The following is a 24,467-nucleotide window of genomic DNA, read 5'->3' as shown; positions in this document are numbered from 1 at the left end:
CCAGCGAACCTGCAAGCTGAAAGATGAAGGGTACGGAGACGAAATATGGCTTACCAATCTCAAGATATCATTCGTCGTTCCGCGACTAACGGTCTGACCCCCGCCCCTCAGGCGCGGGATTTCCAGGAAGAAGTGGCGAAACTCATCGACGTCACCACCTGTATCGGCTGTAAAGCCTGTCAGGTGGCGTGTTCAGAGTGGAACGACATTCGCGATACCGTCGGCAATAACATTGGGGTGTATGACAACCCTAATGATTTAAGCGCCAAATCGTGGACGGTGATGCGCTTCTCGGAAGTGGAGCAAAACGACAAACTGGAATGGCTGATCCGCAAAGACGGCTGTATGCACTGTTCCGATCCAGGCTGCCTGAAAGCGTGCCCGGCGGAAGGGGCAATTATTCAGTATGCCAACGGTATCGTCGACTTCCAGTCCGAGCAGTGCATTGGCTGCGGTTATTGTATCGCGGGCTGTCCGTTCGATATTCCTCGCCTCAATCCGGAAGACAACCGCGTCTACAAATGCACGCTGTGCGTAGACCGTGTAGTGGTTGGGCAAGAACCGGCCTGCGTGAAGACCTGCCCGACAGGCGCGATTCACTTCGGTACGAAAGAGTCGATGAAAACGCTGGCGAGCGAGCGCGTGGCTGAGCTGAAAACCCGCGGTTACGACAATGCGGGTCTGTACGATCCGGCTGGCGTCGGTGGTACACACGTGATGTATGTGTTGCACCATGCTGACAAGCCGAATCTGTATCATGGCTTGCCGGAAAATCCGGAAATCAGCCAAACCGTAAAATTCTGGAAAGGCATCTGGAAACCGCTCGCGGCTGTTGGCTTTGCGGCTACCTTTGCGGCCAGTATCTTCCACTACGTGGGTGTCGGTCCGAACCGTGCGGATGAGGAAGAGAATAATCTGCACGAAGAGAAAGACGAGGAGCGCAAATGAAACGACGTGACACCATCGTGCGCTACACCGCACCGGAACGTATCAACCACTGGATCACCGCCTTCTGCTTCATCCTGGCGGCGGTAAGCGGGATGGGATTTTTGTTCCCCTCTTTCAACTGGTTGATGCAAATCATGGGCACGCCGCAACTGGCGCGAATTCTGCACCCGTTTGTTGGCGTGGTTATGTTTGCCTCGTTCATCATCATGTTTTTCCGTTACTGGCATCACAACCTAATCAATCGGGATGATATCTTTTGGGCGAAGAATATTCGTAAGATCGTCGTCAACGAGGAAGTAGGTGACACTGGGCGTTATAACTTCGGTCAGAAATGCGTTTTCTGGGCGGCAATTATTTTCCTGGTCCTGCTGCTGGTGAGCGGTGTGATTATCTGGCGTCCTTATTTTGCGCCTGCTTTCTCAATCCCGGTGATCCGATTCGCGTTAATGCTGCATTCATTTGCCGCAGTGGCGTTAATTGTGGTTATCATGGTGCATATCTACGCCGCCCTTTGGGTGAAAGGCACGATTACCGCTATGGTGGAAGGATGGGTTACCAGCGCATGGGCGAAGAAACACCATCCACGCTGGTATCGTGAAGTCCGCAAGACAACGGAAAAGAAAGCTGAATGAGTATTCGCATAATCCCGCAAGATGAGCTGGGTTCGAGCGAGAAACGTACGGCGGATATGATTCCGCCGTTATTGTTCCCTCGGCTCAAAAATTTATACAACCGCCGCGCCGAGCGTCTGCGCGAGCTGGCAGAAAATAATCCGCTGGGTGATTACCTGCGCTTTGCTGCGCTTATCGCCCACGCCCAGGAAGTGGTGCTGTACGACCATCCGCTGGAGATGGATCTGACCACACGCATTAAAGAAGCAAGCGCACAGGGCAAGCCACCGCTGGATATTCACGTACTGCCGCGTGATAAGCACTGGCAAAAACTGCTGATGGCGCTGATTGCTGAACTGAAACCTGAAATGAGCGGTCCGGCGCTGGCTGTGATTGAGAATCTGGAGAAGGCATCGACCCAGGAACTGGAAGATATGGCCAACGCGCTGTTTACCTCTGATTTCTCGTCAGTCAGCAGTGATAAAGCGCCGTTTATCTGGGCCGCGTTGTCGCTCTATTGGGCACAGATGGCTAATCTGATCCCTGGCAAAGCCCGTGCAGAATATGGCGAACAACGTCAGTACTGCCCGGTTTGTGGTTCGATGCCGGTTTCCAGCATGGTGCAAATCGGCACGACTCAGGGCCTGCGTTATCTGCACTGCAACCTGTGCGAAACCGAATGGCACGTGGTGCGCGTAAAATGCAGCAACTGCGAACAGAGCGGTAAACTGCACTACTGGTCGCTGGATGACGAACAGGCTGCAATTAAAGCCGAAAGCTGTGATGACTGCGGCACTTACCTGAAGATTCTTTATCAGGAAAAAGATCCAAAAGTTGAAGCTGTGGCGGATGACCTCGCCTCTCTGGTACTGGACGCGCGAATGGAGCAAGAAGGCTACGCCCGCAGTTCCATCAACCCGTTCCTGTTCCCGGGTGAAGGGGAGTAATCTCTGACGTTTTCCGGGGGGCACAGGTCGCCCGGATTACAGTTCATAGGGTGTGACAACACCTGCTATTCCCGCAAAATCTCTCGTATTTCGCGTTACCAGTTCGCAGCCATAAATCTGTGCCGTTGCCAGAATAATGGCATCTGGCTTTTTGATTTTATATTCAAGAATGAAAAAGTCTTTTTGTCATTCCTCATGCACCTTACACGGATTCTTCAACACCTGGCGCCTCCCCCTTTTGCCTGCCTCCCTTTGCCTTACGTACCGGAAATTGCTGCCGCTCCAGATATTGCTCCACCGCTTCGCGTAAAATTGCAGATCGTGAAACTTTACGCCAGCCCCTGAGTTTGTTCAGTCTTTTAATTGCCTCTTCTGACAAATGAAGAAAAACCGTATTCATCGCCATCGTTACCACCTAACATATACTGTTAATTAATGTATGAAACTTACACTGGAAAATTAATTAACGAAAGCTGGTTTCCGCATGTGGTTTTGTTTTTGCGAGACACTTTCCAGAAACAATGCAACAGTTACAGTTATTTTAATTATTATTAAAAAATCGTTTAGCATCGCCCATGATTGTTTATTACTCTTAATTAGGTCGGATCGCATCCACAGAAAAGCGACAACAAATAATAAGGCCGAGTTATGGTGCTATGAATATATTATATTCAAGGATATTTGTTTTTTGACTGGGTCTTCATTTACATCATCAGGATAGTGTACCCGAAAAAGTCAGCGTATTTACCGCATCAGGCTTAAGATAAAATTTATCGCCCATCGCAGACCGGTCAGTGCCGCCACCAACCGGTATTTAATTAAAACGGCCGCCCTACTCTTCTTCGTTCCCGCCCTCTTCATACGGGCCAAATGGCTTCGCGGGCAGAACGATATATGTGCCTTCAAACACCGCGCCTGGCGTATCGTCGCCAAAGATTTCGACCTGCATTTGCACCCGCGCTTTACGCCCGCGCGCCAGACGGTCGAGATCGCCGCTTAACGCACCGAGGTCGGCCACCGCATGAGGTTTGCCGCTAATCGGCTTGCTGTAGCGGATATGCGCATCGGCAAGAATAATCGTTCCGCCGAGGTGGCGTTCGCGCAGCATCAGCCAGATAAGCCCCCAACCGGTGAGCGTTGCCAGAGAGAATAAACTCCCGGCAAACAACGTGTGGTGCGGATTCTGATTGCCGGTTTCCGGCATGGTGGTGATAAATTTTTGCCCGGTATATTGCTGAATGCGCACGCCCATTTTTTCGCTTAACGGGATGTGTTCATACCACGCCTGCTGGAGCTGGGCGCACCAGTCGCCGCGATGCAAAATGTCATCCAGAGTAGCGACGGGTTTAATCATCAGAAAATGGCGAATCGGCGTGGTGGTTGGGGTGGTGATCTCCCCCTGATTCACAAACCCCAGCTTAGCGAAAAACTCCACCGCGTCTTCACGGGCGCTACAGGTCACGCGCTTAACGCCTTCCTGACGCGCTACCGACTCCAGGGTCATCGCCATCAGCGTGCCCAGGCCTTTGTCCTGCACGTCGGGATGAACGGCCATAAAGCGAATGGAGGCTTCGTTATCGGCATTGATATACAGCCGCCCTACTGCCACCAGATTACCCTGCTCGTCGACGACCATCTGGTGATGCGCCATCGCATCCCAGGCGTCGCGTTCAGAACCTTTCGGTTGATGCAGGGGTTTACGCAACATCTCCCAGCGGAATTGATAGTAGCGCTCTAATTCTTCTTCTGTTTGTGGAACCCGAAGGTGATACATAGCGATACTCTCTCTTGTTTCCCGTGACACACCTGGAAGCTGGCTCATACCTGCAACCAGAATGTCACGGGACCATCATTGACCAGCGATACCTGCATATCGGCAGCGAAGCGTCCTGTTTGCGTGTTCATTTCCTGCTGACGGCAGCGTTCGACGAAATAGTCATATAACGCCTCTGCGCGATCCGGTGAAGCGCCTTTGGAGAAGCTGGGGCGCATCCCCCGTTCGGTATCTGCGGCAAGGGTAAACTGGGAAACAACCAGCACACTGCCGCCCGCCTGTTGCACGTTGAGATTCATCTTGCCTTCAGCATCGCTAAAAATGCGATAGCCGAGCACACGCTCGCACAGACGGTTTGCTTTCTGTTCGTCATCATCCTTTTCGACACCCAATAACACCAAAAGTCCCGCGCCAATTTCGCCCGTCACTTCTCCCTCCACGGTGACGCTGGCTCGGGTTACGCGTTGAATTAATGCAATCATGGTTCGTCGTCTTCTTCTTGTTCAGCAGCTTGTTTAAGTTTGCGGTATTCCCCGAGAGTGACAGTAATTTCTGCACCAAGCAAGACGATACACCATGTCCAGTAGACCCAGACAAAGAGGATGGGGATCACCGCCAGCACACCGTAAATGAGCTGATATGACGGGAACATGGTGATATAAAGCGCGAAACCTTTCTTTCCTGCTTCGAACAGGAGTGCGGCGACAAACGCGCCGACAATCGCGTCGCGGTTAGGTACGCGGATGGTAGGAACAATGCTGTACAGCAGCCAGAAGGAGATCCACGACAACAACAGCGGAAAAATACGCAGCACATTGTCGATGACAGTATTGAGATCGCTCGCCCAGCGCAGGGAGAGTAGATAGGAGCTGATCGCCAGACTGGCCCCCGCCAGCAGCGGCCCCAGCGTCAGGATCATCCAGTACACAGCAAACGAATAAATTTTGGGGCGAACCCGTTTACTGCGCCAGATGGCATTCAGCGCGCTATCGATGGAGTACATCAACAATAATGCCGTGACGATCAGACCACACGCCCCGACGGCGGTCATCTTGTTGGAGTTGGCAACAAACTGTTCGATATATTGCTGGATAACATCGCCTGTGGCAGGAAGAAAGTTGGCGAAGATAAAATGACGCAACTGAATGCTGACGTCAGAAAACATGGGAAACGCGGCGAAAAGTGCAAAAACAACGGCAACCAGCGGCACTAATGAGAGCAATGACACGTAGGCAAGGTTACCTGCCAGGGTTGTCATGTTGTCCTCATTAATGCGTTGCCAGAGTAGTTTCAGCCAGGCCCATAGCGGACGGGTACGATGCCTGGCTTTTTCATGGATGGTTTTTAGCATAACACCTTCGCGAAATAGTCCGGAATGGTGGTTTTATCTTTCACCAGAATGCTGGTAATACCTAGCTGATTAGCTCCTTCTATATTATCGGCGTTATCGTCGAAAAAGACCGTCTCGTCTGGTGAAAAACCTTCTGCCCGCAAAACATGCTGGTAAATTCGCGCTTCCGGTTTGCGCATACCTAAATCTTGCGACAAGTAGATATGGTCGGCAGCGCTACGGATTTCCGGGTATTCCTCTGGCCAAAAGGTAGTATGCAGGCGGTTAGTATTGGAAAGCACCACCACGCGATGCCCCTGCTCACGCAGTTTATGCATAATGGCGATCACTTCCGGGCGTAGCGCGACAAACACCGCCTGCCAGCCGTGGGAGAACTGTTCGTAACTTAACGGTAAGGCCATCTCATGACACAGCGCCTCAGCGAACTCTTCATCACTAATTTCCCCACGCTCATGTTGATGAAACGCCTCACCCATATGAAAACTCTTCTTAAGCGACGCCAGCGGAATACGCGTTAAATCGCTCCAGGTTCCCAGCACACGGTTAAAGTCGATATCGACAATCACATTACCTAAATCAAAGATATAGAGCATTTTTGCCTCCTTTCACACCACAGGAAATTAACTGTAGCGGGAAAGGATGGGTTTGGCTATGTGGCAATAAGGGTAATCTTGTGACGCTGATTGCGAAAAAGCAGAGTAATTTCACTGACTTTTTCGCATTAGATGAATGGTTAAGATTCAGGCGTAAATTGCCAACGGGTTTCGATGACCAGCGGCTTATCTGGTGTCACAAATTCCGGCGTTAGATTTATTGCGTTAGGTGCCTGAGTAAGCGGGTTAACACAGGTGGCATCAGGCTGTTTATCAAATACAACCAGACTGTTTGCTGAAGAAGTCATGGTCATCGCGAGTTTACCTGGCCACAGTAACTTAACCTTTAACCCGTCATAAAAACCAAAACAGTCATCCCAGGGGCCGACTTGAGGAGAGATGCGATTTCCTGTTGGCAGTTCATCACTACCCGCTTCTTCTTGCCAGTCCGCATCAAAAAGTACCTGCAACGACGCTGTACTTTGCGGAGCCAGCTTTTTCGCAAACCACGGATGCCAGCCCGCAGAGGCCGGGAATGTATCGGCATGTGAATGGATTTCCAGTTGTAAAACCAGCGCATCGTTCTCCAGCAAAAAAGTCTGAATCACTTCCCCTTGCCATGGCCACGGTGAAGCCAGAGGCATACGTAAAGTCAGGGAATCTGTTGTTTTGGCGATAATTTCCCATGTTGAATAGCACGCCATACCATGTAACGCATGTGGTGGTTTATTGGCGGGTAAAGAATAACATTGCCCACCAGCATTCAGCGTCGCGTTCCCCAATCGCCCTGCCCACGGCACCATTGGGAAACAGCCGTACTGAAAAGCTCTGCGTTGCGGCTGCCATTGGCGTAATACTTCACAACCAAATGCCTGTAATGAGGTGATCCTGGCACCATCATGCGGATAAATCTGCAGGCGAATACTGCCTTTTTCCAGCGTCACAGACTCTCCCACAGGCCCAGGCCAGGGCGCGTCAAACGCCTGTTGTAGCGCCAGATAATGCTCGTTATTCCGTTCAGTTTTCATGAGATTGTTCCCTGATGTAGCGGTAAGAAGCGGTTTCTTGTTCATCGGTCGGCTCAATCAGCCAGACGCAAACAAAGGAAAGAACTGAGACAGCAAATAAAAACAGAGCGACATACCACGGTTTTCCCCCTCCCAGCGCCAGCAAACTTGAGGCGATAAGGGGGCTTAGTCCGCCAAGTATTGCGGAAAATTGATAGGCAAAAGAAAGACCGGTATATCGTACTTTGGTGCCGAACATGCGGGTGAAAAGTGTCGGCTGCACGGCAAACATCATCGTCGGGCCTAAGTTATAGCCGAGGATCATACTGCACCAGATGATGAGCGTACTTTTACTATCCAGTAATAAGAAGAAAGGAAACGCGAACAGGACACAAAATCCCGCACCTGACAAATACAGACATTTTTGACCTATACGGTCTGATAACCACCCGACCAACGGACAACTGAAAATACCGATCGCCGAGGCAATCAACATGCCCGTCAGAGGAATATCTCGCGATAATGCTAATTGGCTGGAAATATAAACGATACCAAAGGCGTTAATAATATTGGAGGAGACACTCTCTGCCAGCCTCGCGCCCAGCGCTAATAAAATATTTCGCGGATGTTTTTTGAATAATTCAATCAACGGAGGAACGGACTTTTCTTTATTATTCGTCGTTTTTTGCTTTTGAAAATCCAGTGTCTCCTCAGTATGCAGGCGGATAAATAACCCAACGATCAACATCACCGCAGAAAGCCAGAACGGAATACGCCATCCCCAGGAGAGAAACTGTTCCTGAGTCAGTAAATGGTTACAGAGCGCAAAAATACCGGTTGCCAGCATAATCCCCACTGATGCAGCCGTTTGTGGGAGCGAACCTAAAAAACCGCGCCGGGATTCGGGCGCAGATTCAATGGTCATCAATGCCGCTCCGCCATACTCGCCACCAAGACCAAAGCCCTGAATTAAGCGCAGCGCCATTAATATGAGCGGTGCCCAGATCCCAATTTCCTGATACGTCGGAATAAAACCAATCAAAAATGTGGAGCAACCGACAATAGCCAGTGTCCAGATAAGCGTTATTTTTCGCCCAATTTTATCGCCAAAATGGCCAAAGACGATGCCACCTAAGGGACGAGTCAAAAAACCGACACCAAAGGTAGCAAAGGCGGCTATAAGACCTATAAAAGGATCGCTGTTCGGGAAAAAAAGCGGAGCAAATACCAGCCCTGCTGCCGTGCCAAAAATAAAGAAGTCATACCATTCCATCAACGCGCCCGCGAAACTGCCCATTACGACACGTCTCATGGCTTTACCGGAAAGTCCTTCTTGCGGTGTAGGTAACGTTTCAGACATCATTTTCCTCTCCTGGTCGGCGAGAAATTGGGGAATAACCCACTACAAAGTGGGCAGTCTGATAAATACGCGCATCGACCTGATGCCGATACGCGTTATGTTTATTTGTTCAATTCCGCCAGAACTTCCGCGTCTTCGGCATCCACATTCGCCCCCAACGGTTCCCAATTAATCAATACGCAGGTCAGGAATCCCAGAAATGGCACAATTGCCAACCAGTAAAACGCTTCAGTTTTCAACGCACCCCACAACATCGGCCAGAAAATAAGCCCGGCAATCGCACCGGTGCGCATAATCGCACGGGCAAATCCCACCCCAGTAGGGCGAATAGCAGGAGGATATGAGAGTGTGGCAATGGTCATGCCCAACCCACCAGGCCCCGCTGAATGGAAGAAAATAATTGATCCCAACAACCCTAAAGACAGCCAGGGATTAGTCGTCGCCAGTGCGCCTAACGACAGCAATGCTAAGGTCACAACGGCAAATCCATACATGGACTGTCGGCGGGTGCCTAATCGTTGGAGAATAAACGAGCCGATCATCCCGCCGGTTACCCCACAAAGGGCATTCACGACGGCAGAACCCGTCAACGCGCCAGTAAGCCCGCCACTTATTATTCCCGCCAGGGTAAGAGGAAGATAAACACCTACAGCGTTATATTGCCACGCCTGCATGGTTGCCACGACACAGCCGAGGATGGTGCGTTTGCGGTAACGATCATTAAATAAGATGCCATATCCACCTCTGTATTTATTCTCTACCTTTTCCGCAGATCTGGCTTCTGCTGTACCCGGTGTCGCAACGCGAGCCTGAACACCGTAACGTTTTCCCAGGATGTCGCACGCTTCCTGGTAACGCCCGACGCGTGCGGCCCACATTGCGGATTCACCGATAAAGACGTAACGCAAAATCATGAAGATGACTGCGAAAATAGCCCCGATGAATATTCCGTAACGCCACAACTGTTCTTCAGCAATACCAGACAGAAGCAGAGGCAAAAGCACCAGATAGACAACGGTAGTTGAAACATACCAGGCCATTTGCCAGAGATTGACCGACGTTCCGGTTTTCTTCGACGTTGAACCACGAAGCTCTGCCACGGCATTGGTTGCCAAAGGGAAGTCGATGCCTAAGCCAAAGCCCATGATGACGCGACACACCAGCACCCACCAGATACTGGGCGCAATAGCCACCGCAGCAGCACCGATGGTGCATAACCCCATGCCAATAATAAATGCTCGCTTTTGCCCAAAGCGGTTGATGACCCGATTCGCTAATAAACCACCTATTAATGCGGCGATTAATACTGAAGCATTAACGGTTGCGGCAAGCCCAGGAGAAATACCAAATTGAGCGGCAATATATTTATTACCAAACCCCACCATCGCCGCCTGATAGGCATCAATCAATATGCCGCCCAAAGCAATAAAAATAACGCCGATACTGGTGTTGATCGCAGAGTTCTTATTAACAATATCAATTACGTCCTGTGGACGACTAATTGAATAAATTGCAGGACTGGTGATTTGACTCATCGCAGTGTCCTTTTTAATTGTTGTAGGGTGGCGCTGACGTAGCGCAGCGCCAGACAGAGATTTAGAAAATCATTCCGGCGCAAATTGCAGCATGACTTTTATGGAGTCATTTTGCTGCGCGCGTTCGAATGCTGCCGCTGCGTCATCAATGGCAAATAAATCGGTAACCAGCTCACTGGTATCAAACCGCCCATCCGTCAGCCATTCGATAACGGCATCGAAATCTTCAGGGATGTACATGCCAGAGTTGAGCAAGTCACGCTCGAAACGTTGCATCATCGGTAGTGGTATTTCACGCGGCCCACTCGGTACGCCCATACACACAACGGTGCCTCCGGCATACACACGGGTACAGGCATCATTAAGCGTGGCCTGCGCTGCAACGACATCAATCGCTCCCGTAAATCGCACATCTGCGGCCAGTTCTCCAGGTGCCCAAACCTCTGCAGCACCCAATTTTAACGCCAGTGCACGTTTGGCCGCGTCAGGTTCAATCACGGTAATCTTTCCTGCCCCCATAATGCGCAGTGCCTGCACAATGGATAAGCCAATTGTTCCAGCACCAATCACCAGTACGCTCTCCAGAGAAGCCTTCGGCATTCGGTTAACACAGTGACGAGCACACGCTGCCGGTTCGGCAAAGGCCAACACTTTTAGCGGTAAAGAGGCTGGTGCGACATGGCAATTACGCGCAGGAACAATGTGCTGTGAGCGAGCAAAGCCCGGCGCGCGAAAACCGGCAACCTGCGGTGGTTCACAAAGATTAAAACGCCCTGCTTTGCAGGCCCGGCATTCCATGCAAGCCATGATGGGATCGACAACCACATGATCGCCCGGCTGTACATGTTTGACGTCGCTACCCACTTCCGTAACACGCGCTGCAATTTCATGACCGGGAACGACTGGCGGTTTGGCAAACGGATGACCGCCTTTCAAAACATGCAGATCCGATCCGCATATCCCGTAGAACACAGGCGCAATCCGTACTTCGTGCGGTTTAAGTTGCTGGTGTGGTACTTCAACATATTGAGTGGTGACTTTCCCAATATCTGAAAATAAAACCTGGGTAATTTTATCCATCATTATTCTCCAGAATCGTTATCCATAGGGAATTAGCGTTGCGCGATACCTTCATCGACAATTTCAGCCAATCGTTGTAAGCGTGGAACGGAGACATCGCGCAGCATAGTTTGTGGATCTTGTGCACCAACAACCGACGCCCAAACCGCTCGTCCTGCCAGGAAGCCAGACGCGCCGCTTTTCATCGCAATACTTACCGCGCGTCCAAAAATATCGGCATCGACGCCAGAAGAAAGAATTACCCACGGCATCTTCATCTGATCGTTAAGTTTCTGGCAGGCGGAAAGTAAGGTTTTTTCATCGCCTTTGCCTCCTAATGGCATCTCGGCTTTGTAAAGATCAGCCTCTGTTCCACCAAGCTCTGCGGCGGCAGCAACAATGGCGCTTTCACGATCAAAGTCCCAACCACGACGAGGTGGACGCACCACAGGCTCAATAATGCTGACCAGCCCGGCACTACGGCAGCGACGAACAAACTTATCGACCATTGCCAGACGTTCCTCTGCAGGTTCATCTTCACGCCAGAGCACAAGTAATTTCATCGCCTTCGCCCCCATTTCACGGGCTTTATGCGGGTCGACGGACATATCTATTTCAACGCTATCAACCGGGATGCCATTACCTGGGATAAAAAGATCGGCAGCGACAATCAGACCGCAAGAATTAGCAACAGCGCCCTGCTCGACAATTTGATCAAGACAAAATTGTTTATCCGCCAGAACGGCAGAAGCATAAGGAGAAAGGATGCGGGTCGCGGCGACTTTAAAATCGGTGAGTACACTGTCGGAGACGGGTTTTGGCTGTCCTGCTGCCGCAAACATCAGACGCATAGCTTCACGCTGATCGACAGCTAACATGGCAAATCCACCACCTGGGCGGGAGATATCTTTCAGCGTAAATGGGGTGAAGTGGGATGACATAGAAACTCCTGTTAATAGATAAAATTAAAGACCAGCCTGCTGACGAACCTGATTTAGCAGGGCGCTCCAGTCCTGCCGCCCTTTACCGTCTTGACTTGCTGCGGCGTAATAACTTTCTGCTGCAATCCCCATATTGAGCGGCGCCCCCGTCTCCTGAGCGACATCAACAGCAATACGCAGATCTTTCAACGCCAGATCCACCATGAAGGCGGGAGAAAGATCGCCTTTCAGCACTTTGCCAGGCCAGGTGGTCGTAAAATGCCCTTTCCCTGCTGCCGTACCACTCATCACCTTAATTGCGATATCAAGATTTAATCCCAGTGACTCACATAACACAGCGGCTTCGGAGGACAGCGCATTAAGCGCAATGCTCATATAGTTGTTAATTAGCTTCACGCGGATCCCCATTCCCGGGCCGCCAGCTTCGACCAGCTCATTACCCATGCACATGAGAATCGGGCGTGCGCGCACAATCTGCTCATCAGTGCCACCCGCTAAAATCAGCAATGTGCCATCAATCGCATTCACAGACGTTCTGCCCACGGGGGCGTCCATCATACTGATGCCTTTTTCTTGTAATTCCCGTATTAATGCATCGGTCTGTAAGGGATGAATAGTCGACATATCAATCACTAACGCGTCAGATGAAACAGTTTCACAGACACCTTTTTCCCCCAACAACACCTGCCGAACAATGTCACCATTGGGAAGCATAGTGATGATAAATTCAGCGCCTACTGCCGCTTCCGCTGGGGTTTGTGCCGCAGTGGCCCCCTGCGTGACTAGCGCATCGACAGCCTGTGTATTGACATCAAATACCTGCAATAAATGCCCTTTTTGCAATAGATTGTTAGCCATTGGGCTACCCATCTGCCCCAGCCCGAGAAATGCAATGGTTGCCATGAACGCTCTCCTGTCTGACATTGACAAAATAATGACAATTGAAAATTCGTTTTCGTCTGTTTTTGAGCATATTTGTAATTTATGTTCAAAAACACGACACACATCACTAATTTGATCATTTGTGTCATTTAAATTGACCAAAGACGACAAAATTAAACAGGACAAGACAAATATGACCAGAATTGCATGTGTAGGTATCACTGTTCAGGACAGGATTTATTCTTTGCCCTGTCTGCCAGAGGGCGGCGGGAAATATCAGGCAAATCATTATCTTGAGATTGGTGGTGGCCCGGCGGCAACAGCCGCTGTCGCAATAGCAAAACTCGGCGTGGAGGTTGATTTCATCGGTCGCGTCGGCGATGACAGTTGTGGAAATACCTTACTTGCAGAACTTGAGAGTTGGGGCGTCAATACGGCATTTTGCCGCCGATATCTTAATGCCCGTTCGTCGCAATCAGCGATCCTCGTTGATCAGCATGGCGAACGGATTATCGTTAATTATCCAAGCCCCGATCTCGATACTGATGCCGAATGGTTAGAAGCGATCGATTTCTCTCGTTATGATCTGGTTCTGGCCGATGTTCGCTGGCATAGCGGCACTGAAAAAGCATTCTCGCAAGCGCGCCTTGCGGGCGTGACAACGCTTTTAGACGCCGATATGACACCGCAGGATATTTCTCCACTTGTCGCGCTTGCCGACCATGCTGTGTTCTCAACGCCAGGGCTGAAACGTATGACCGGCCTTCAGTCACCTGAAGAAGGCTTGTACCAGGCTGCCACACAAACAGCAGGTAAAGTGTATGTCACGCTGGGTTCTGAAGGTTCGTTGTGGATTGAAGATGATCATTTGTGTCAACAGGAGGCATTTTCTGTCAATGTGGTTGATACCACTGGAGCAGGCGATGTTTTTCACGGCGCACTCGCGGTAGCGTTAGCAGAAAAAATGCCCACAAAAGAGGCTATTCGTTTTGCCAGTGCGGTTGCCGCGATGAAATGTACCCAGGCTGGCGGTCGGGCTGGCATTCCTAATCGTGAGCAAACCGAATCATTTTTGTCACTTTATGCGTAAAATGGTAAACATCTACCGAGGAGGGGCAAGGGAGTATTCATGAGTATCATCGAAGTGACAGGTAATCCACGCCATGACCAACTCGTTCATCTAATCGCAGAACGCGGTTATATGAATATTGAAGAACTGGCACAACTGCTGGATGTTTCAACGCAAACCGTGCGCCGGGATATCCGAAAACTAAGCGAGCAGGGGTTGATCACCCGTCATCATGGAGGGGCTGGGCGCGTCTCCAGCGTCATGAATACCGCTTTTGAGCAACGGGAACTTTCGCTCACCGCCGAGAAACGGGCGATCGCTGAGGCGGTCGCTGATTACCTTCCCGAACGCTGTACCGTCTTTATCACCATCGGTACTACGGTCGAAGCCGTTGCCAGGGCATTACTCAACCGCCGTGATTTACGCATTATCACTAACAGCCTACGTGTGGCACAGATTCTTTATAAGAATCAGGATATTGAAGTGATGGTGCCGGGAGGCACTTTACGCGCCCATAACGGCGGGATCATCGGCCCCGGAGCTGTGGATTTTATTGAAGGTTTCCGCGCAGACTATTTAATCACCAGTATTGGTGCCATTGAGCATGATGGCACCCTGCTGGAATTTGATGTCAATGAAGCGTTAGTCGCGAGAACGATGATTAAACATGCGCGGAATACATTGCTAGTGGCAGATCATACTAAGTTTGCCGCGTCTGCTGCCGTTTCAATTGGCAATGCACGAAATGTCAGAGCATTTTTTACTGATGCTCCACCGCCCAATTCTTTCTGCCAGTTATTAAGCGAAGAGAATGTCGAACTGGTGGTTGCCGAGCAAGAAGTATCCTGAAATATAAACTACCATTAATGCCCAATGGCGAAAGCCATTCGGGCAATCACTCATTGTTAAATACTTATTTTTTACTAAAACGAACCATTGAAAAACCAATCGATATATTTAAACATTGATATCACCAATATTTAAATATGATATATAGGTTTCGTGATTGAATTATTTTCATATTATCCACTATTAAAAGCATTCAGTAATAGAGTACACTTTTCATTCCCTCATATACCTACCAGGAATGCAAAATGGAAAAGAAATTTTATATGGATTGGGATAATGAAATCCTACAAGAAGAATTTATCAATAATATTTTAGCCGATGAAGACCTGGCAAAAATTCGCTCTTTGGTCATTGGACGTTGGGGGGAGTGCTGGGACGAGGAAAGTTGCCAACTGATAATCGACATGTTTGTTGAACATGCTGAACGCTTTGCTCATCTTGAATCCCTGTTTGTTGGCGATATGGAAAGCGAAGAGTGTGAAATTTCGTGGATAAAACAAGGGGATTATTCTCGTCTGTATGCAGCGCTGCCGAACCTGAAAAAGTTGACGATTAAAGGTGCCCAGGGCCTGGAACTGGGAGAAATCGCCCACGATAAACTGGAGCACCTGGAAATTATCTCTGGCGGTACGCCGTGCGGCGTGTTCGCGTCATTGCAAAACGCCCACCTACCCGCATTAAAAACACTTATCGTTTATATTGGCATTGAAAATTATGGTTTTGATGCGTCGATAGATATCGTGATGAAGCTGGCGTCTAAATCCCTCTTCCCAAGCCTGATGCATCTTGGCCTGATGAACAGCGAAGAACAAAACGAAATCACCCGCCGCGTGCTGGAGAGCGACATTCTGCCGCAACTGGAAGTGCTGGCACTCTCTTGTGGCACACTCACCAATGAAGGCGCGGAGTATCTTCTCAAACATGCCGATCGCCTTAGCCATCTGAAACTGCTGGATTTGCACCATCATTACATGACAGAAGATATGCAGAAAAAACTGCAAAAAACACTGACATGTACTCTCGAATTATCAGAAGCGCTAACGTCTGAAGTCTATGATGACGAAGTTTATATGCATGCGATGTTTACCGAGTAAATGAAATTTATTGGGAGAGAGTCATCTCTCCCATTATTTATCACAGAAAAGGAATTCTTCGTGATTACGCTAATTGGTCATCCTGAAAGCAAACGCACATTTTATTTTTGCCAGGCAGCGTCACGCTTACAGGAACATATCAACGTAGTGAGCCATGATCAAGCACTTACCCTGCCCTTAAATAAAGGCATGGTAAAAATTGATCCCCCCTTACATCAGGAAACAGATATTGGCTTAATTAATACGGTTAGCCAAAACTATATTAGTTTTTTACAAAAAATGGCTACCAGAAAGGAAATACGTTTTATTAACTCGCCAGAAAGTATTATTCATTTTCTGGATAAGCGCCACTGTAAACAACGATTAATCGAACACGCGATCCCGACACCGCCGATATTAGCGGATAATGTCCATAGTTACGATCAACTGATCGCCTGTATGCGCAGCGAGAAGATTTATCGCGTGTTTATTAAGCCGAATCTCGGATCAGGTGCCGCCGGGGTACTGGCTCTAAGTTTACATCCCGGTGATAACCGTCAGGTACTTTATTGTGCGATCCAGATTACAGGTAACACGCTGGTGAACAGTAAACACATTATCCGCTATGAAAACAGCGATGATATTACGTTGATTGTGAATGCTATTTTACAACAAGAAAATATTATCGAACGCTGGCTGGCAAAAGCCCGAGTGGGCAATAAAAGCTACGATTTACGCATCGTGTATGTTAATGGCGAAATCATCTGGCGGGTTATCAGAAAATCATCACAGCCGATCACCAATTTGCATCTGCAAAATGAAGCTATCCGTTTTGCCGATCTTAATTTACCCGCAGAAAAAGTGGCTGAAATTGACTCGCTTTGTCTCAACGCCATGAAACTCTACCCGGACATACACATTGCCGGGCTTGACGTATTACTCACACAAAATTTAACCCCCTATATTATCGAAATTAATGGACAGGGCGATCTTATTTATCAGGACACCTGCGAACAAAATATGATTTATCAACGCCAGATTCAGGTAATGAGAAAACACCATGTATAACGTAACTGACGAAGTACCGGAAAATACCCGCGCGGCAATCCATTCCTGCGATGGCGAAATCAATATGAATGATTTGATTGCCAGGGAAGCCAATGTCCTGTTTGTGGTGCTTGATTCTCTGCGTTTTGATATCGCTTATCAGGAACAAGAAGCAGGCAATACGCCGAACATTAACCGTTATGGTCGCTGGATAAAGTGTGAAGCCTCTGGCAATTTTACCTGGCCTTCACATCATTCGATGTTCTCTGGTTTTATGCCTAAGCCGTTGGAAGCTGTACCGGGTCATTCAATGCTCTTTTTCCCCAAAGATATTGGTTTAGGACGTTTAGGGCCAAAAAATGCGTTCGCATTCAGCGAAGAGACGTGGATTAAAGGGCTGGAAAACAAAGATTACCGCACTATCTGCGTTGGTGGCGTCTCCTTTTTTAATAACCGCTCAGGGATGGGGAAAGTTTTCCCAGCGATGTTTAAGGAGAGTTACTGGTATCCGAATTTCTCCTGCACGGTAAAAGAGAGCATGGATAATCAGCTAACTTTAATTAATAAAAAGGTGAATGCTGAACATCCGCTGATGATGTATATCAATATCGACACCATTCATTATCCAAATCATTTTTATATTGAAAATGCCAAACCTGGCGATACGGTAGAAACTCACGCCGCTGCCCTGCATTATATTGATGCGAGAATCGAAAAACTTTTTGACATCTTCCGGCAAACCGGGCGGGAGACGTTAGTTATTATCTGTTCCGATCATGGCACCTGCTACGGAGAAGACGGTAAATACTTTCACAGTTTTAACCATCCGATTGTGAATACCGTACCCTATTTTCACTTTGTGTTAGATGTCAAAGCTCATGAATAATGAATCGATTTATCAGCAATATATGTACAGTTACCCGCATAAAACCGCTTATCGGGAATTAAACAATATTGCTTTTGCGGATGTGAAGTCGCGTATTTACGAGCATAAAACACATCTCTATATTCATATGCCTTTTTGCCAGAGCCGCTGCGGTTTTTGTAATCTTTTTACCTGCACGGGGGCAGACAATGCCTTTATCGACAACTACATTGAGGCGATTATTATCCAGGCCCGGCAAATGCAACTTGCGCCTGTAGACTGGGCCAGTTTTACCATTGGCGGCGGTACTCCACTGTTGCTTAATGTCGGGCAACTGTCGTGGTTGTTTAGCAGGGTGTTTGAAGAATTACAGGTCGATGCGCAGATTTTTAAGGCGATAGAAACATCACCCTCCGATACCACCGCCGAAAAAGTCGCGTTGTTGCGCCAGCTTGCGGTAAACCGTGTCAGTATTGGTATTCAGAGTTTTAACGATCTGGAACTCGCCACATTACACCGCCGCCATAGCGCTGAAAATGCCCATCGGGCGCTGAAGCTACTGCGTACAGGTAATTTCCCGATAATTAATATTGATATTATTTACGGCATTCCTGGTCAAACGGCAGCAAGTCTAATAGCTTCGCTTAATCAGGCATTAGATTATCAGCCTGACGAACTGTTTCTGTACCCGCTGTATAACATGCCGCGCCAGCAGGATATGTATAGCCTCTATATTGAGGCCCGTGATCGCTTATTGCATGAGGGATATACGCAAACGTCAATGCGCCGTTTTGTGCGATCCAGTGATGATTCGACGGCTGAAAGTTGTGGCTTTGAAAATTCGCTGGCGCTTGGTGCGGGGGGGCGAAGTTATCTTGGCAATTTACATTACTGCACACCGTGGTCACAAAACCAGCCTGCATCGCGGCAGATTGTGGCGGATTTTATCGGCCGACAAGATAAGACCCAAATTAACCACGGCTATGTGCTTTTACAAGCAGAGATGAAGCGGCGTTTTATTATCAAGAATCTCTTTTTCTATAAAGGACTTTCGTTAAGTGATTATCAGCGCCAGTTCTCTTCGCAGGTATTAAGCGATTTTCCCTTGCTGGGAGATTTCATCAAACAAAATTACTGCCACCAGCGGGATAATCGGATTCAACTCACCGCGCAGGGTTTGGCGCTTTCAGACAAGCTTGGCCCGCTGTTTATTTCTCCGGAAGTTCGCCGACTGGAGATGCATAAACGATGATGCTAAAGCAGATCCAGACGCTGATTTATCGCGGCGAAATGAAATCGTGTAATTATCGCTGTGGCTATTGTCCGTTTCATAAACAAGACCGCAATGATAAAGAACAGGATGCAGCGGCATTATGGCACATGGTTGAACATTTACCGGCTCTGGGTTCGCCGTTAACTGTTTTGATTACGCCTTACGGCGAAGCATTGCGTTATCGTTATTATATGGCGGCGATGGCAGAAATTAGCCGTTATTCCCATGTTCAGGCAGTGGGTATTCAGACCAACGCCTCTTTTAACTTATCCACGTTAATTGCGACTTTTCAGCACCATCAGGGCAATTTGGAAAAACTGCGGCTGTGGTGTTCGTTTCACCCTTCCCAGGTTAGTAAAGAGGTTTTCCGTAACCAGGTACTGGCAATTAAGGATGCGGGGATAGTTTGTTCCGTAGGTGCCGTCGCCAGCGTAACCGACTATGACACATTACAGTGGTTACGCACGCATCTTTCTCCCGATATCTATTTTTGGTTAAACGCCAATGAGCGCGATAAAAAGCCCACCAGTGACGAAATAAATGCACAATTTCAGTTGCTGGACCCGCTTTATAATCTGGAAACCAGCCTCTGGCCTGCTAATGTCGAGTTTTGTCTGGGCGGCAAAAAGAGCGTGTTCATGAATGCTGATGGTGATCTCTTCGCCTGTAATATCAGCAAAATTAAAATCGGCAATTTATATCAGCAGCAATGTTCATCTCCAGCCTGTATGGCCCGACAGTGCCACTGTTATCTGGCTTATCATCTGCGTCACGATATTCCGGCCCTCTCACAATTAGGCGCTGAACGCTGTTTTCGGATCTTCCCTTTATGATCTGCCGTTTAATCGCGCTCGATTTAGATGGCACATTGCTTAACAGCAAGAAGATGATATTCCCAGCGTCTGTTTCGGCACTGCAAAGTGCGCAACAGGCAGGCGTGAAGATTATTCTCGCCACCGGGCGTTCGCACAGCGAAGCCTTGCCTTATTACCAACAATTGCAATTAACCGAGCCGATGATCTGCTGTAACGGCAGTTATCTTTATCATCCGCACCTGCGGCAAATATTGCATCCGCTGGTGCTGGATATCCACAAGGTGGAACAGCTACGACTCTGGTTTTCACAACAGGCATTGCAGCCACATATTTATACGTATGATGATTTTGTTTTGCTGATTAGCCTGATACACCGCAAGGCCTCGTTATTGCGCCAGGCAGAGGAATTTGCCCGGCAAGAATTATCGCTGAACTGTAGTTGGTCCTGGCATCATCAACTGGATATTACCCAGGCGGGGTGCGATAAAAGCAAAAGTCTGGCCTGGTATGCACAGCAGCAAAATATCGCTCTGGAGGACATTATGGCGTTTGGCGATAACGATAATGATGCAGGGATGTTGAAGATGGCTGGGAAAGGTATCGCAATGGGCAATGGCAGCTCGCTGACAAAAGCCAGCGCCAGCCGCGTTATTGGTCACAACAACACCGACGCGATTGCGGATTTTCTTTATGCACAGGGGTTCAGATAATGCCTGATGCGATGCTGGCGCATCTTATCAGGCCTACAAAAGCAAAAAAACCTGCCATCGCTGGCAGGTTTTTCACGACTAAAAAGAGAAATTAATCTTCTTTCGGACCACGGTTAGCGCGGCGACGATCGTTTTCCGTCAGGTGACGTTTACGAATACGGATAGAGGTCGGAGTGACTTCTACCAGTTCGTCATCATCGATGAACTCCAGTGCTTGTTCCAGAGTCATGCGGATAGGCGGAACCAGAACAACGGCTTCATCAGTACCGGAAGCACGCATGTTGGTCAGTTTCTTACCGGTCAGGCAGTTTACAGTCAGGTCGTTAGAGCGGCTGTGAATACCGATAATCTGACCTTCATAAACTTCTGCACCGTGACCGAGGAACAGCTTACCGCGATCCTGCAGACCGAACAGCGCGAACGCTACCGCTTTACCCTGACCGTTAGAGATCAGTACGCCGTTCTGACGCTGACCCACTTCACCCGGACGCACATCGTCGTAGTGGCTGAAGGTGGAGTACAGCAGACCAGTACCGGAAGTCATGGTCATGAACTCTGAACGGAAGCCAATCAGACCACGGCTTGGGATCACGTAGTCGAGACGTACGCGGCCTTTACCGTCTGGATTCATGTTTTTCAGCTCGCCTTTACGTTCGCCCAGCGCCTGCATTACAGAACCCTGATGCTGTTCTTCAACGTCCAGAGTCACGTTTTCGAACGGCTCTTGTTTACGACCGTCGATTTCACGGAAGATGACTTTCGGACGGGATACCGCCAGTTCGAAACCTTCACGACGCATGTTTTCGATAAGAACAGACAGGTGCAGTTCGCCACGACCAGAAACGCGGAACGCATCGGCGTCTTCGGTTTCTTCTACGCGCAGCGCAACGTTGTGTACCAGTTCTTTGTTCAGACGATCCAGAATCTGACGAGACGTTACGAACTTACCTTCTTTACCGCAGAACGGAGAGGTGTTAACGCAGAAGAACATAGAAACGGTCGGCTCATCAACGGAGAGTGCCGGCAGCGCTTCAACGTTTTGCGTGTCGCAAACGGTGTCAGAAATGTTCAGTTCACCAAGGCCAGTGATTGCCACGATATCGCCAGCTTCCGCCAGATCGGTTTCGATACGTTCCAGACCAAGGTGGCCCAGCACTTTACCAACTTTCGCGTTACGGGTTTTGCCTTCACTATCGATGATAGTAACCTGCTGGTTCGGCTTCACTTTACCGCGCTTGATGCGACCAATGCCGATAACACCAACATAGCTGTTGTAATCGAGCTGAGAAATCTGCATCTGGAACGGACCGTCAAGGTCTACGTCCGGTGCAGGAACGTGGTCGATAATCGCCTGATACAGCGGGGTCATGTCTTCCGCCATATTTTCGTGGTCCAGACCCGCGATACCGTTCAGCGCAGAAGCATAAACGATCGGGAAGTCCAGTTGCTCGTCGGTCGCATCGAGGTTAACGAACAGGTCGAATACCTGATCAACAACCCAGTCAGGACGCGCGCCAGGGCGGTCAACTTTGTTGATTACCACAATCGGCTTCAGGCCGTAAGCAAACGCTTTTTTGGTTACGAAGCGCGTTTGCGGCATCGGGCCGTCAAATGCGTCAACCACCAGCAGCACTGAATCTACCATGGACATTACACGTTCAACTTCACCACCGAAGTCGGCGTGCCCCGGGGTATCAACGATGTTGATACGGTAATCATTCCATTTGATAGCGGTGTTTTTCGCGAGGATGGTAATCCCACGCTCTTTCTCCAAATCGTTGGAGTCCATCACGCGCTCTTGGGTTTCGGCACGAGAGTCGAACGTACCGGATTGTTGGAGCAGCTTATCTACCAGGGTGGTTTTACCATGGTCGACGTGCGCGATGATGGCGATGTTACGCAATTTTTCGATCACAACTTTGCCTCAGGCATTAGAAATAGCGCGTTATTGTACACGGATTAATCGCACTACAAAACAGGATCACAAACATCCTCCGCAAACAAGTATTGCAGAGTCCCTTTGTGATCGCTTTCACGGAGCATAAAAAGGGTTATCCAAAGGTCATTGCACCAACATGGTGCTTAATGTTTCCATTGAAGCACTATATTGGTGCAACATTCGCATCATGGTGCAGCCCTTTTGCACGATGGTAAGCATGATAACGCCTTTTAGGGGCAATTTAAAAGTTGGCACAGATTTCGCTTTATCTTTTTTACGGCGACACGGCCCAATTAATTGCAGATTTCGTTACCACGACGACAATGACCAATCCAGGAGAGTTAAAGTATGTCCGCTGAACACGTACTGACGATGCTGAACGAGCACGAAGTGAAGTTTGTTGATTTGCGCTTCACCGACACCAAAGGTAAAGAACAGCACGTCACTATCCCTGCTCATCAGGTGAATGCTGAATTCTTCGAAGAAGGCAAAATGTTTGACGGCTCCTCGATTGGCGGCTGGAAAGGCATTAACGAATCCGACATGGTGCTGATGCCAGACGCATCCACCGCAGTGATTGACCCGTTCTTCGCGGACTCTACCCTGATTATCCGTTGCGATATCCTCGAACCAGGCACTCTGCAAGGCTATGACCGTGACCCACGCTCTATTGCTAAGCGCGCTGAAGATTACCTGCGTTCCACTGGCATTGCCGACACTGTACTGTTCGGGCCAGAGCCAGAATTCTTCCTGTTCGATGATATTCGTTTCGGCTCTTCTATCTCCGGTTCTCACGTCGCTATCGACGATATCGAAGGCGCATGGAACTCTTCCACCCAATATGAAGGTGGTAACAAAGGTCACCGTCCTGCAGTGAAAGGCGGTTACTTCCCGGTTCCGCCGGTAGACTCTGCTCAGGACATCCGTTCTGAAATGTGTCTGGTAATGGAACAGATGGGCTTGGTGGTTGAAGCACATCACCACGAAGTGGCAACCGCAGGTCAGAACGAAGTGGCAACCCGCTTCAATACCATGACCAAAAAAGCCGACGAAATTCAGATCTACAAATATGTCGTCCACAACGTGGCGCATCGTTTCGGTAAAACGGCGACCTTTATGCCGAAACCGATGTTCGGTGATAACGGCTCCGGTATGCACTGCCACATGTCACTGTCTAAAAACGGTGTCAACCTGTTCGCGGGCGACAAATACGCTGGTCTGTCTGAGCAGGCGTTGTACTACATTGGCGGTGTAATCAAACACGCGAAAGCGATTAACGCGCTGGCAAACCCGACCACCAACTCTTACAAGCGACTGGTTCCGGGCTACGAAGCACCGGTAATGCTGGCTTACTCTGCGCGTAACCGGTCTGCATCTATCCGTATTCCGGTGGTATCTTCTCCGAAAGCGCGTCGTATCGAAGTGCGTTTCCCGGACCCGGCAGCTAACCCGTACCTGTGCTTTGCTGCCCTGCTGATGGCGGGTCTGGATGGCATCAAGAACAAGATCCACCCGGGCGAAGCAATGGACAAAAACCTGTATGACCTGCCGCCAGAAGAAGCGAAAGAGATCCCGCAGGTTGCAGGCTCTCTGGAAGAAGCACTGAACGAGCTGGATCTGGACCGCGAATTCCTGAAAGCCGGTGGCGTGTTCACTGATGAAGCGATCGATGCGTACATCGCTCTGCGTCGCGAAGAAGATGACCGCGTACGTATGACTCCGCACCCGGTAGAGTTTGAGCTGTACTACAGCGTCTAATAGTTGAAGTAGTCATACCCGGCGCACAAACGCCGGGGTTTTAGTTGCCGTGGAAATTTCA

23 protein-coding genes and 2 pseudogenes are annotated in these 24,467 nt (G+C 49.2%); 12 read left to right on the top strand and 13 right to left on the bottom strand.

Annotated elements, in window-relative coordinates; all coding sequences use genetic code 11:
- The first annotated feature begins 45 nt into the window (after window positions 1–45).
- From fdoH to fdhE, 3 genes are read left to right on the top strand one after another with little or no spacing between them, the layout of a single operon-like run.
- Complete coding sequence (gene fdoH, locus C0K55_RS22440; RefSeq protein WP_000331381.1) at window positions 46–948, top strand: formate dehydrogenase O subunit beta; 903 nt, start codon at window positions 46–48, stop codon at window positions 946–948.
- Window positions 945–1,580 carry a formate dehydrogenase cytochrome b556 subunit gene (gene fdoI / locus C0K55_RS22435; protein WP_000829020.1) on the top strand — a complete coding sequence of 212 codons (636 nt, stop codon included), beginning with the start codon at window positions 945–947 and terminating at the stop codon, window positions 1,578–1,580. Before fdoH ends, fdoI begins: the two co-directional genes overlap by 4 nt.
- Window positions 1,577–2,506 carry a formate dehydrogenase accessory protein FdhE gene (fdhE, locus tag C0K55_RS22430; RefSeq protein WP_000027717.1) on the top strand — a complete coding sequence of 310 codons (930 nt, stop codon included), beginning with the start codon at window positions 1,577–1,579 and terminating at the stop codon, window positions 2,504–2,506. Before fdoI ends, fdhE begins: the two co-directional genes overlap by 4 nt.
- A 36-nt stretch (window positions 2,507–2,542) precedes the next feature.
- Here fdhE and C0K55_RS22425 read toward each other — a convergent pair.
- The 12 genes and pseudogenes from C0K55_RS22425 to yihU form a co-directional block, all read right to left on the bottom strand.
- Window positions 2,543–2,671: pseudogene (locus C0K55_RS22425) on the bottom strand (PIN domain-containing protein); the annotation flags it as partial.
- A gap of 21 nt (window positions 2,672–2,692) precedes the next feature.
- Window positions 2,693–2,912: pseudogene (locus C0K55_RS22420) on the bottom strand (CopG family transcriptional regulator).
- A gap of 426 nt (window positions 2,913–3,338) precedes the next feature.
- Window positions 3,339–4,280, bottom strand: coding sequence for a fatty acid biosynthesis protein FabY (gene fabY / locus C0K55_RS22415; protein WP_001517342.1), 942 nt, complete (start codon window positions 4,278–4,280; stop codon window positions 3,339–3,341).
- Between the two features lie 44 nt (window positions 4,281–4,324).
- Window positions 4,325–4,762 carry a D-aminoacyl-tRNA deacylase gene (gene dtd, locus C0K55_RS22410; protein WP_000560983.1) on the bottom strand — a complete coding sequence of 146 codons (438 nt, stop codon included), beginning with the start codon at window positions 4,760–4,762 and terminating at the stop codon, window positions 4,325–4,327.
- Window positions 4,759–5,631 carry a virulence factor BrkB family protein gene (locus C0K55_RS22405; protein WP_000920721.1) on the bottom strand — a complete coding sequence of 291 codons (873 nt, stop codon included), beginning with the start codon at window positions 5,629–5,631 and terminating at the stop codon, window positions 4,759–4,761. Before C0K55_RS22405 ends, dtd begins: the two co-directional genes overlap by 4 nt.
- Window positions 5,625–6,224, bottom strand: coding sequence for a glucose-1-phosphatase (yihX, locus tag C0K55_RS22400; RefSeq protein ID WP_000965690.1), 600 nt, complete (start codon window positions 6,222–6,224; stop codon window positions 5,625–5,627). The genes C0K55_RS22405 and yihX overlap by 7 nt, the downstream gene beginning before the upstream one ends.
- Before the next feature lie 140 nt (window positions 6,225–6,364).
- Window positions 6,365–7,252 carry an aldose 1-epimerase gene (locus tag C0K55_RS22395; RefSeq protein ID WP_001517343.1) on the bottom strand — a complete coding sequence of 296 codons (888 nt, stop codon included), beginning with the start codon at window positions 7,250–7,252 and terminating at the stop codon, window positions 6,365–6,367.
- Window positions 7,242–8,591, bottom strand: coding sequence for an MFS transporter (locus C0K55_RS22390; RefSeq protein WP_010376781.1), 1,350 nt, complete (start codon window positions 8,589–8,591; stop codon window positions 7,242–7,244). The genes C0K55_RS22395 and C0K55_RS22390 overlap by 11 nt, the downstream gene beginning before the upstream one ends.
- A 101-nt stretch (window positions 8,592–8,692) precedes the next feature.
- Window positions 8,693–10,126: an MFS transporter gene (locus C0K55_RS22385; RefSeq protein WP_000078427.1), complete on the bottom strand. Its 1,434-nt coding sequence runs from the start codon at window positions 10,124–10,126 to the stop codon at window positions 8,693–8,695.
- Window positions 10,127–10,195: 69 nt separating this feature from the next.
- Window positions 10,196–11,206, bottom strand: coding sequence for a zinc-dependent alcohol dehydrogenase (locus C0K55_RS22380; protein ID WP_105266851.1), 1,011 nt, complete (start codon window positions 11,204–11,206; stop codon window positions 10,196–10,198).
- A gap of 32 nt (window positions 11,207–11,238) precedes the next feature.
- Window positions 11,239–12,126 (bottom strand): aldolase, encoded by an 888-nt coding sequence (locus C0K55_RS22375; protein ID WP_000094553.1) that lies wholly within the window; start codon window positions 12,124–12,126, stop codon window positions 11,239–11,241.
- 24 nt (window positions 12,127–12,150) lie between these two features.
- Window positions 12,151–13,029, bottom strand: coding sequence for a sulfolactaldehyde 3-reductase (yihU, locus tag C0K55_RS22370; protein ID WP_016249351.1), 879 nt, complete (start codon window positions 13,027–13,029; stop codon window positions 12,151–12,153).
- Between the two features lie 172 nt (window positions 13,030–13,201).
- Here yihU and C0K55_RS22365 point away from each other — a divergent pair, with 172 nt between their 5' ends.
- From C0K55_RS22365 to C0K55_RS22330, 8 genes are all read left to right on the top strand, one after another.
- Window positions 13,202–14,098 carry a sugar kinase gene (locus tag C0K55_RS22365; RefSeq protein ID WP_001517346.1) on the top strand — a complete coding sequence of 299 codons (897 nt, stop codon included), beginning with the start codon at window positions 13,202–13,204 and terminating at the stop codon, window positions 14,096–14,098.
- 39 nt (window positions 14,099–14,137) lie between these two features.
- Window positions 14,138–14,926 carry a DeoR/GlpR family DNA-binding transcription regulator gene (locus C0K55_RS22360; protein WP_000022286.1) on the top strand — a complete coding sequence of 263 codons (789 nt, stop codon included), beginning with the start codon at window positions 14,138–14,140 and terminating at the stop codon, window positions 14,924–14,926.
- A gap of 245 nt (window positions 14,927–15,171) precedes the next feature.
- Complete coding sequence (locus C0K55_RS22355; protein ID WP_105266777.1) at window positions 15,172–16,020, top strand: STM4015 family protein; 849 nt, start codon at window positions 15,172–15,174, stop codon at window positions 16,018–16,020.
- 60 nt (window positions 16,021–16,080) lie between these two features.
- Complete coding sequence (locus tag C0K55_RS22350; RefSeq protein WP_038354794.1) at window positions 16,081–17,067, top strand: STM4014 family protein; 987 nt, start codon at window positions 16,081–16,083, stop codon at window positions 17,065–17,067.
- Window positions 17,060–17,932 carry an STM4013/SEN3800 family hydrolase gene (locus C0K55_RS22345; protein ID WP_105266776.1) on the top strand — a complete coding sequence of 291 codons (873 nt, stop codon included), beginning with the start codon at window positions 17,060–17,062 and terminating at the stop codon, window positions 17,930–17,932. Before C0K55_RS22350 ends, C0K55_RS22345 begins: the two co-directional genes overlap by 8 nt.
- Window positions 17,925–19,163, top strand: coding sequence for an STM4012 family radical SAM protein (locus tag C0K55_RS22340; protein WP_038354726.1), 1,239 nt, complete (start codon window positions 17,925–17,927; stop codon window positions 19,161–19,163). Before C0K55_RS22345 ends, C0K55_RS22340 begins: the two co-directional genes overlap by 8 nt.
- Window positions 19,160–20,017 (top strand): STM4011 family radical SAM protein, encoded by an 858-nt coding sequence (locus C0K55_RS22335; protein WP_105266775.1) that lies wholly within the window; start codon window positions 19,160–19,162, stop codon window positions 20,015–20,017. Before C0K55_RS22340 ends, C0K55_RS22335 begins: the two co-directional genes overlap by 4 nt.
- Complete coding sequence (locus C0K55_RS22330; protein WP_038354724.1) at window positions 20,014–20,709, top strand: Cof-type HAD-IIB family hydrolase; 696 nt, start codon at window positions 20,014–20,016, stop codon at window positions 20,707–20,709. The genes C0K55_RS22335 and C0K55_RS22330 overlap by 4 nt, the downstream gene beginning before the upstream one ends.
- 91 nt (window positions 20,710–20,800) lie before the next feature.
- On the opposite strand, the gene typA is transcribed toward C0K55_RS22330, so the two are convergent.
- Window positions 20,801–22,624, bottom strand: a complete 1,824-nt coding sequence (gene typA, locus C0K55_RS22325) for a ribosome-dependent GTPase TypA (protein ID WP_000570678.1) — start codon at window positions 22,622–22,624, stop codon at window positions 20,801–20,803.
- A 372-nt stretch (window positions 22,625–22,996) separates the two neighbouring features.
- On the opposite strand from typA, the gene glnA reads away from it, so the two are divergent.
- Entirely contained in the window at window positions 22,997–24,406 is a 1,410-nt protein-coding gene (glnA, locus tag C0K55_RS22315) for a glutamate--ammonia ligase (RefSeq protein WP_001271717.1), read from the top strand.
- The last annotated feature ends 61 nt before the right edge of the window (window positions 24,407–24,467 follow it).

It is taken from the genome of Escherichia sp. MOD1-EC6098, from assembly GCF_002965865.1.
Classification (GTDB): domain Bacteria; phylum Pseudomonadota; class Gammaproteobacteria; order Enterobacterales; family Enterobacteriaceae; genus Escherichia; species Escherichia marmotae.
The sequence above is the reverse complement of the archived record's forward strand: the minus strand, read 5'-3'. Positions and strand labels throughout refer to the sequence as shown.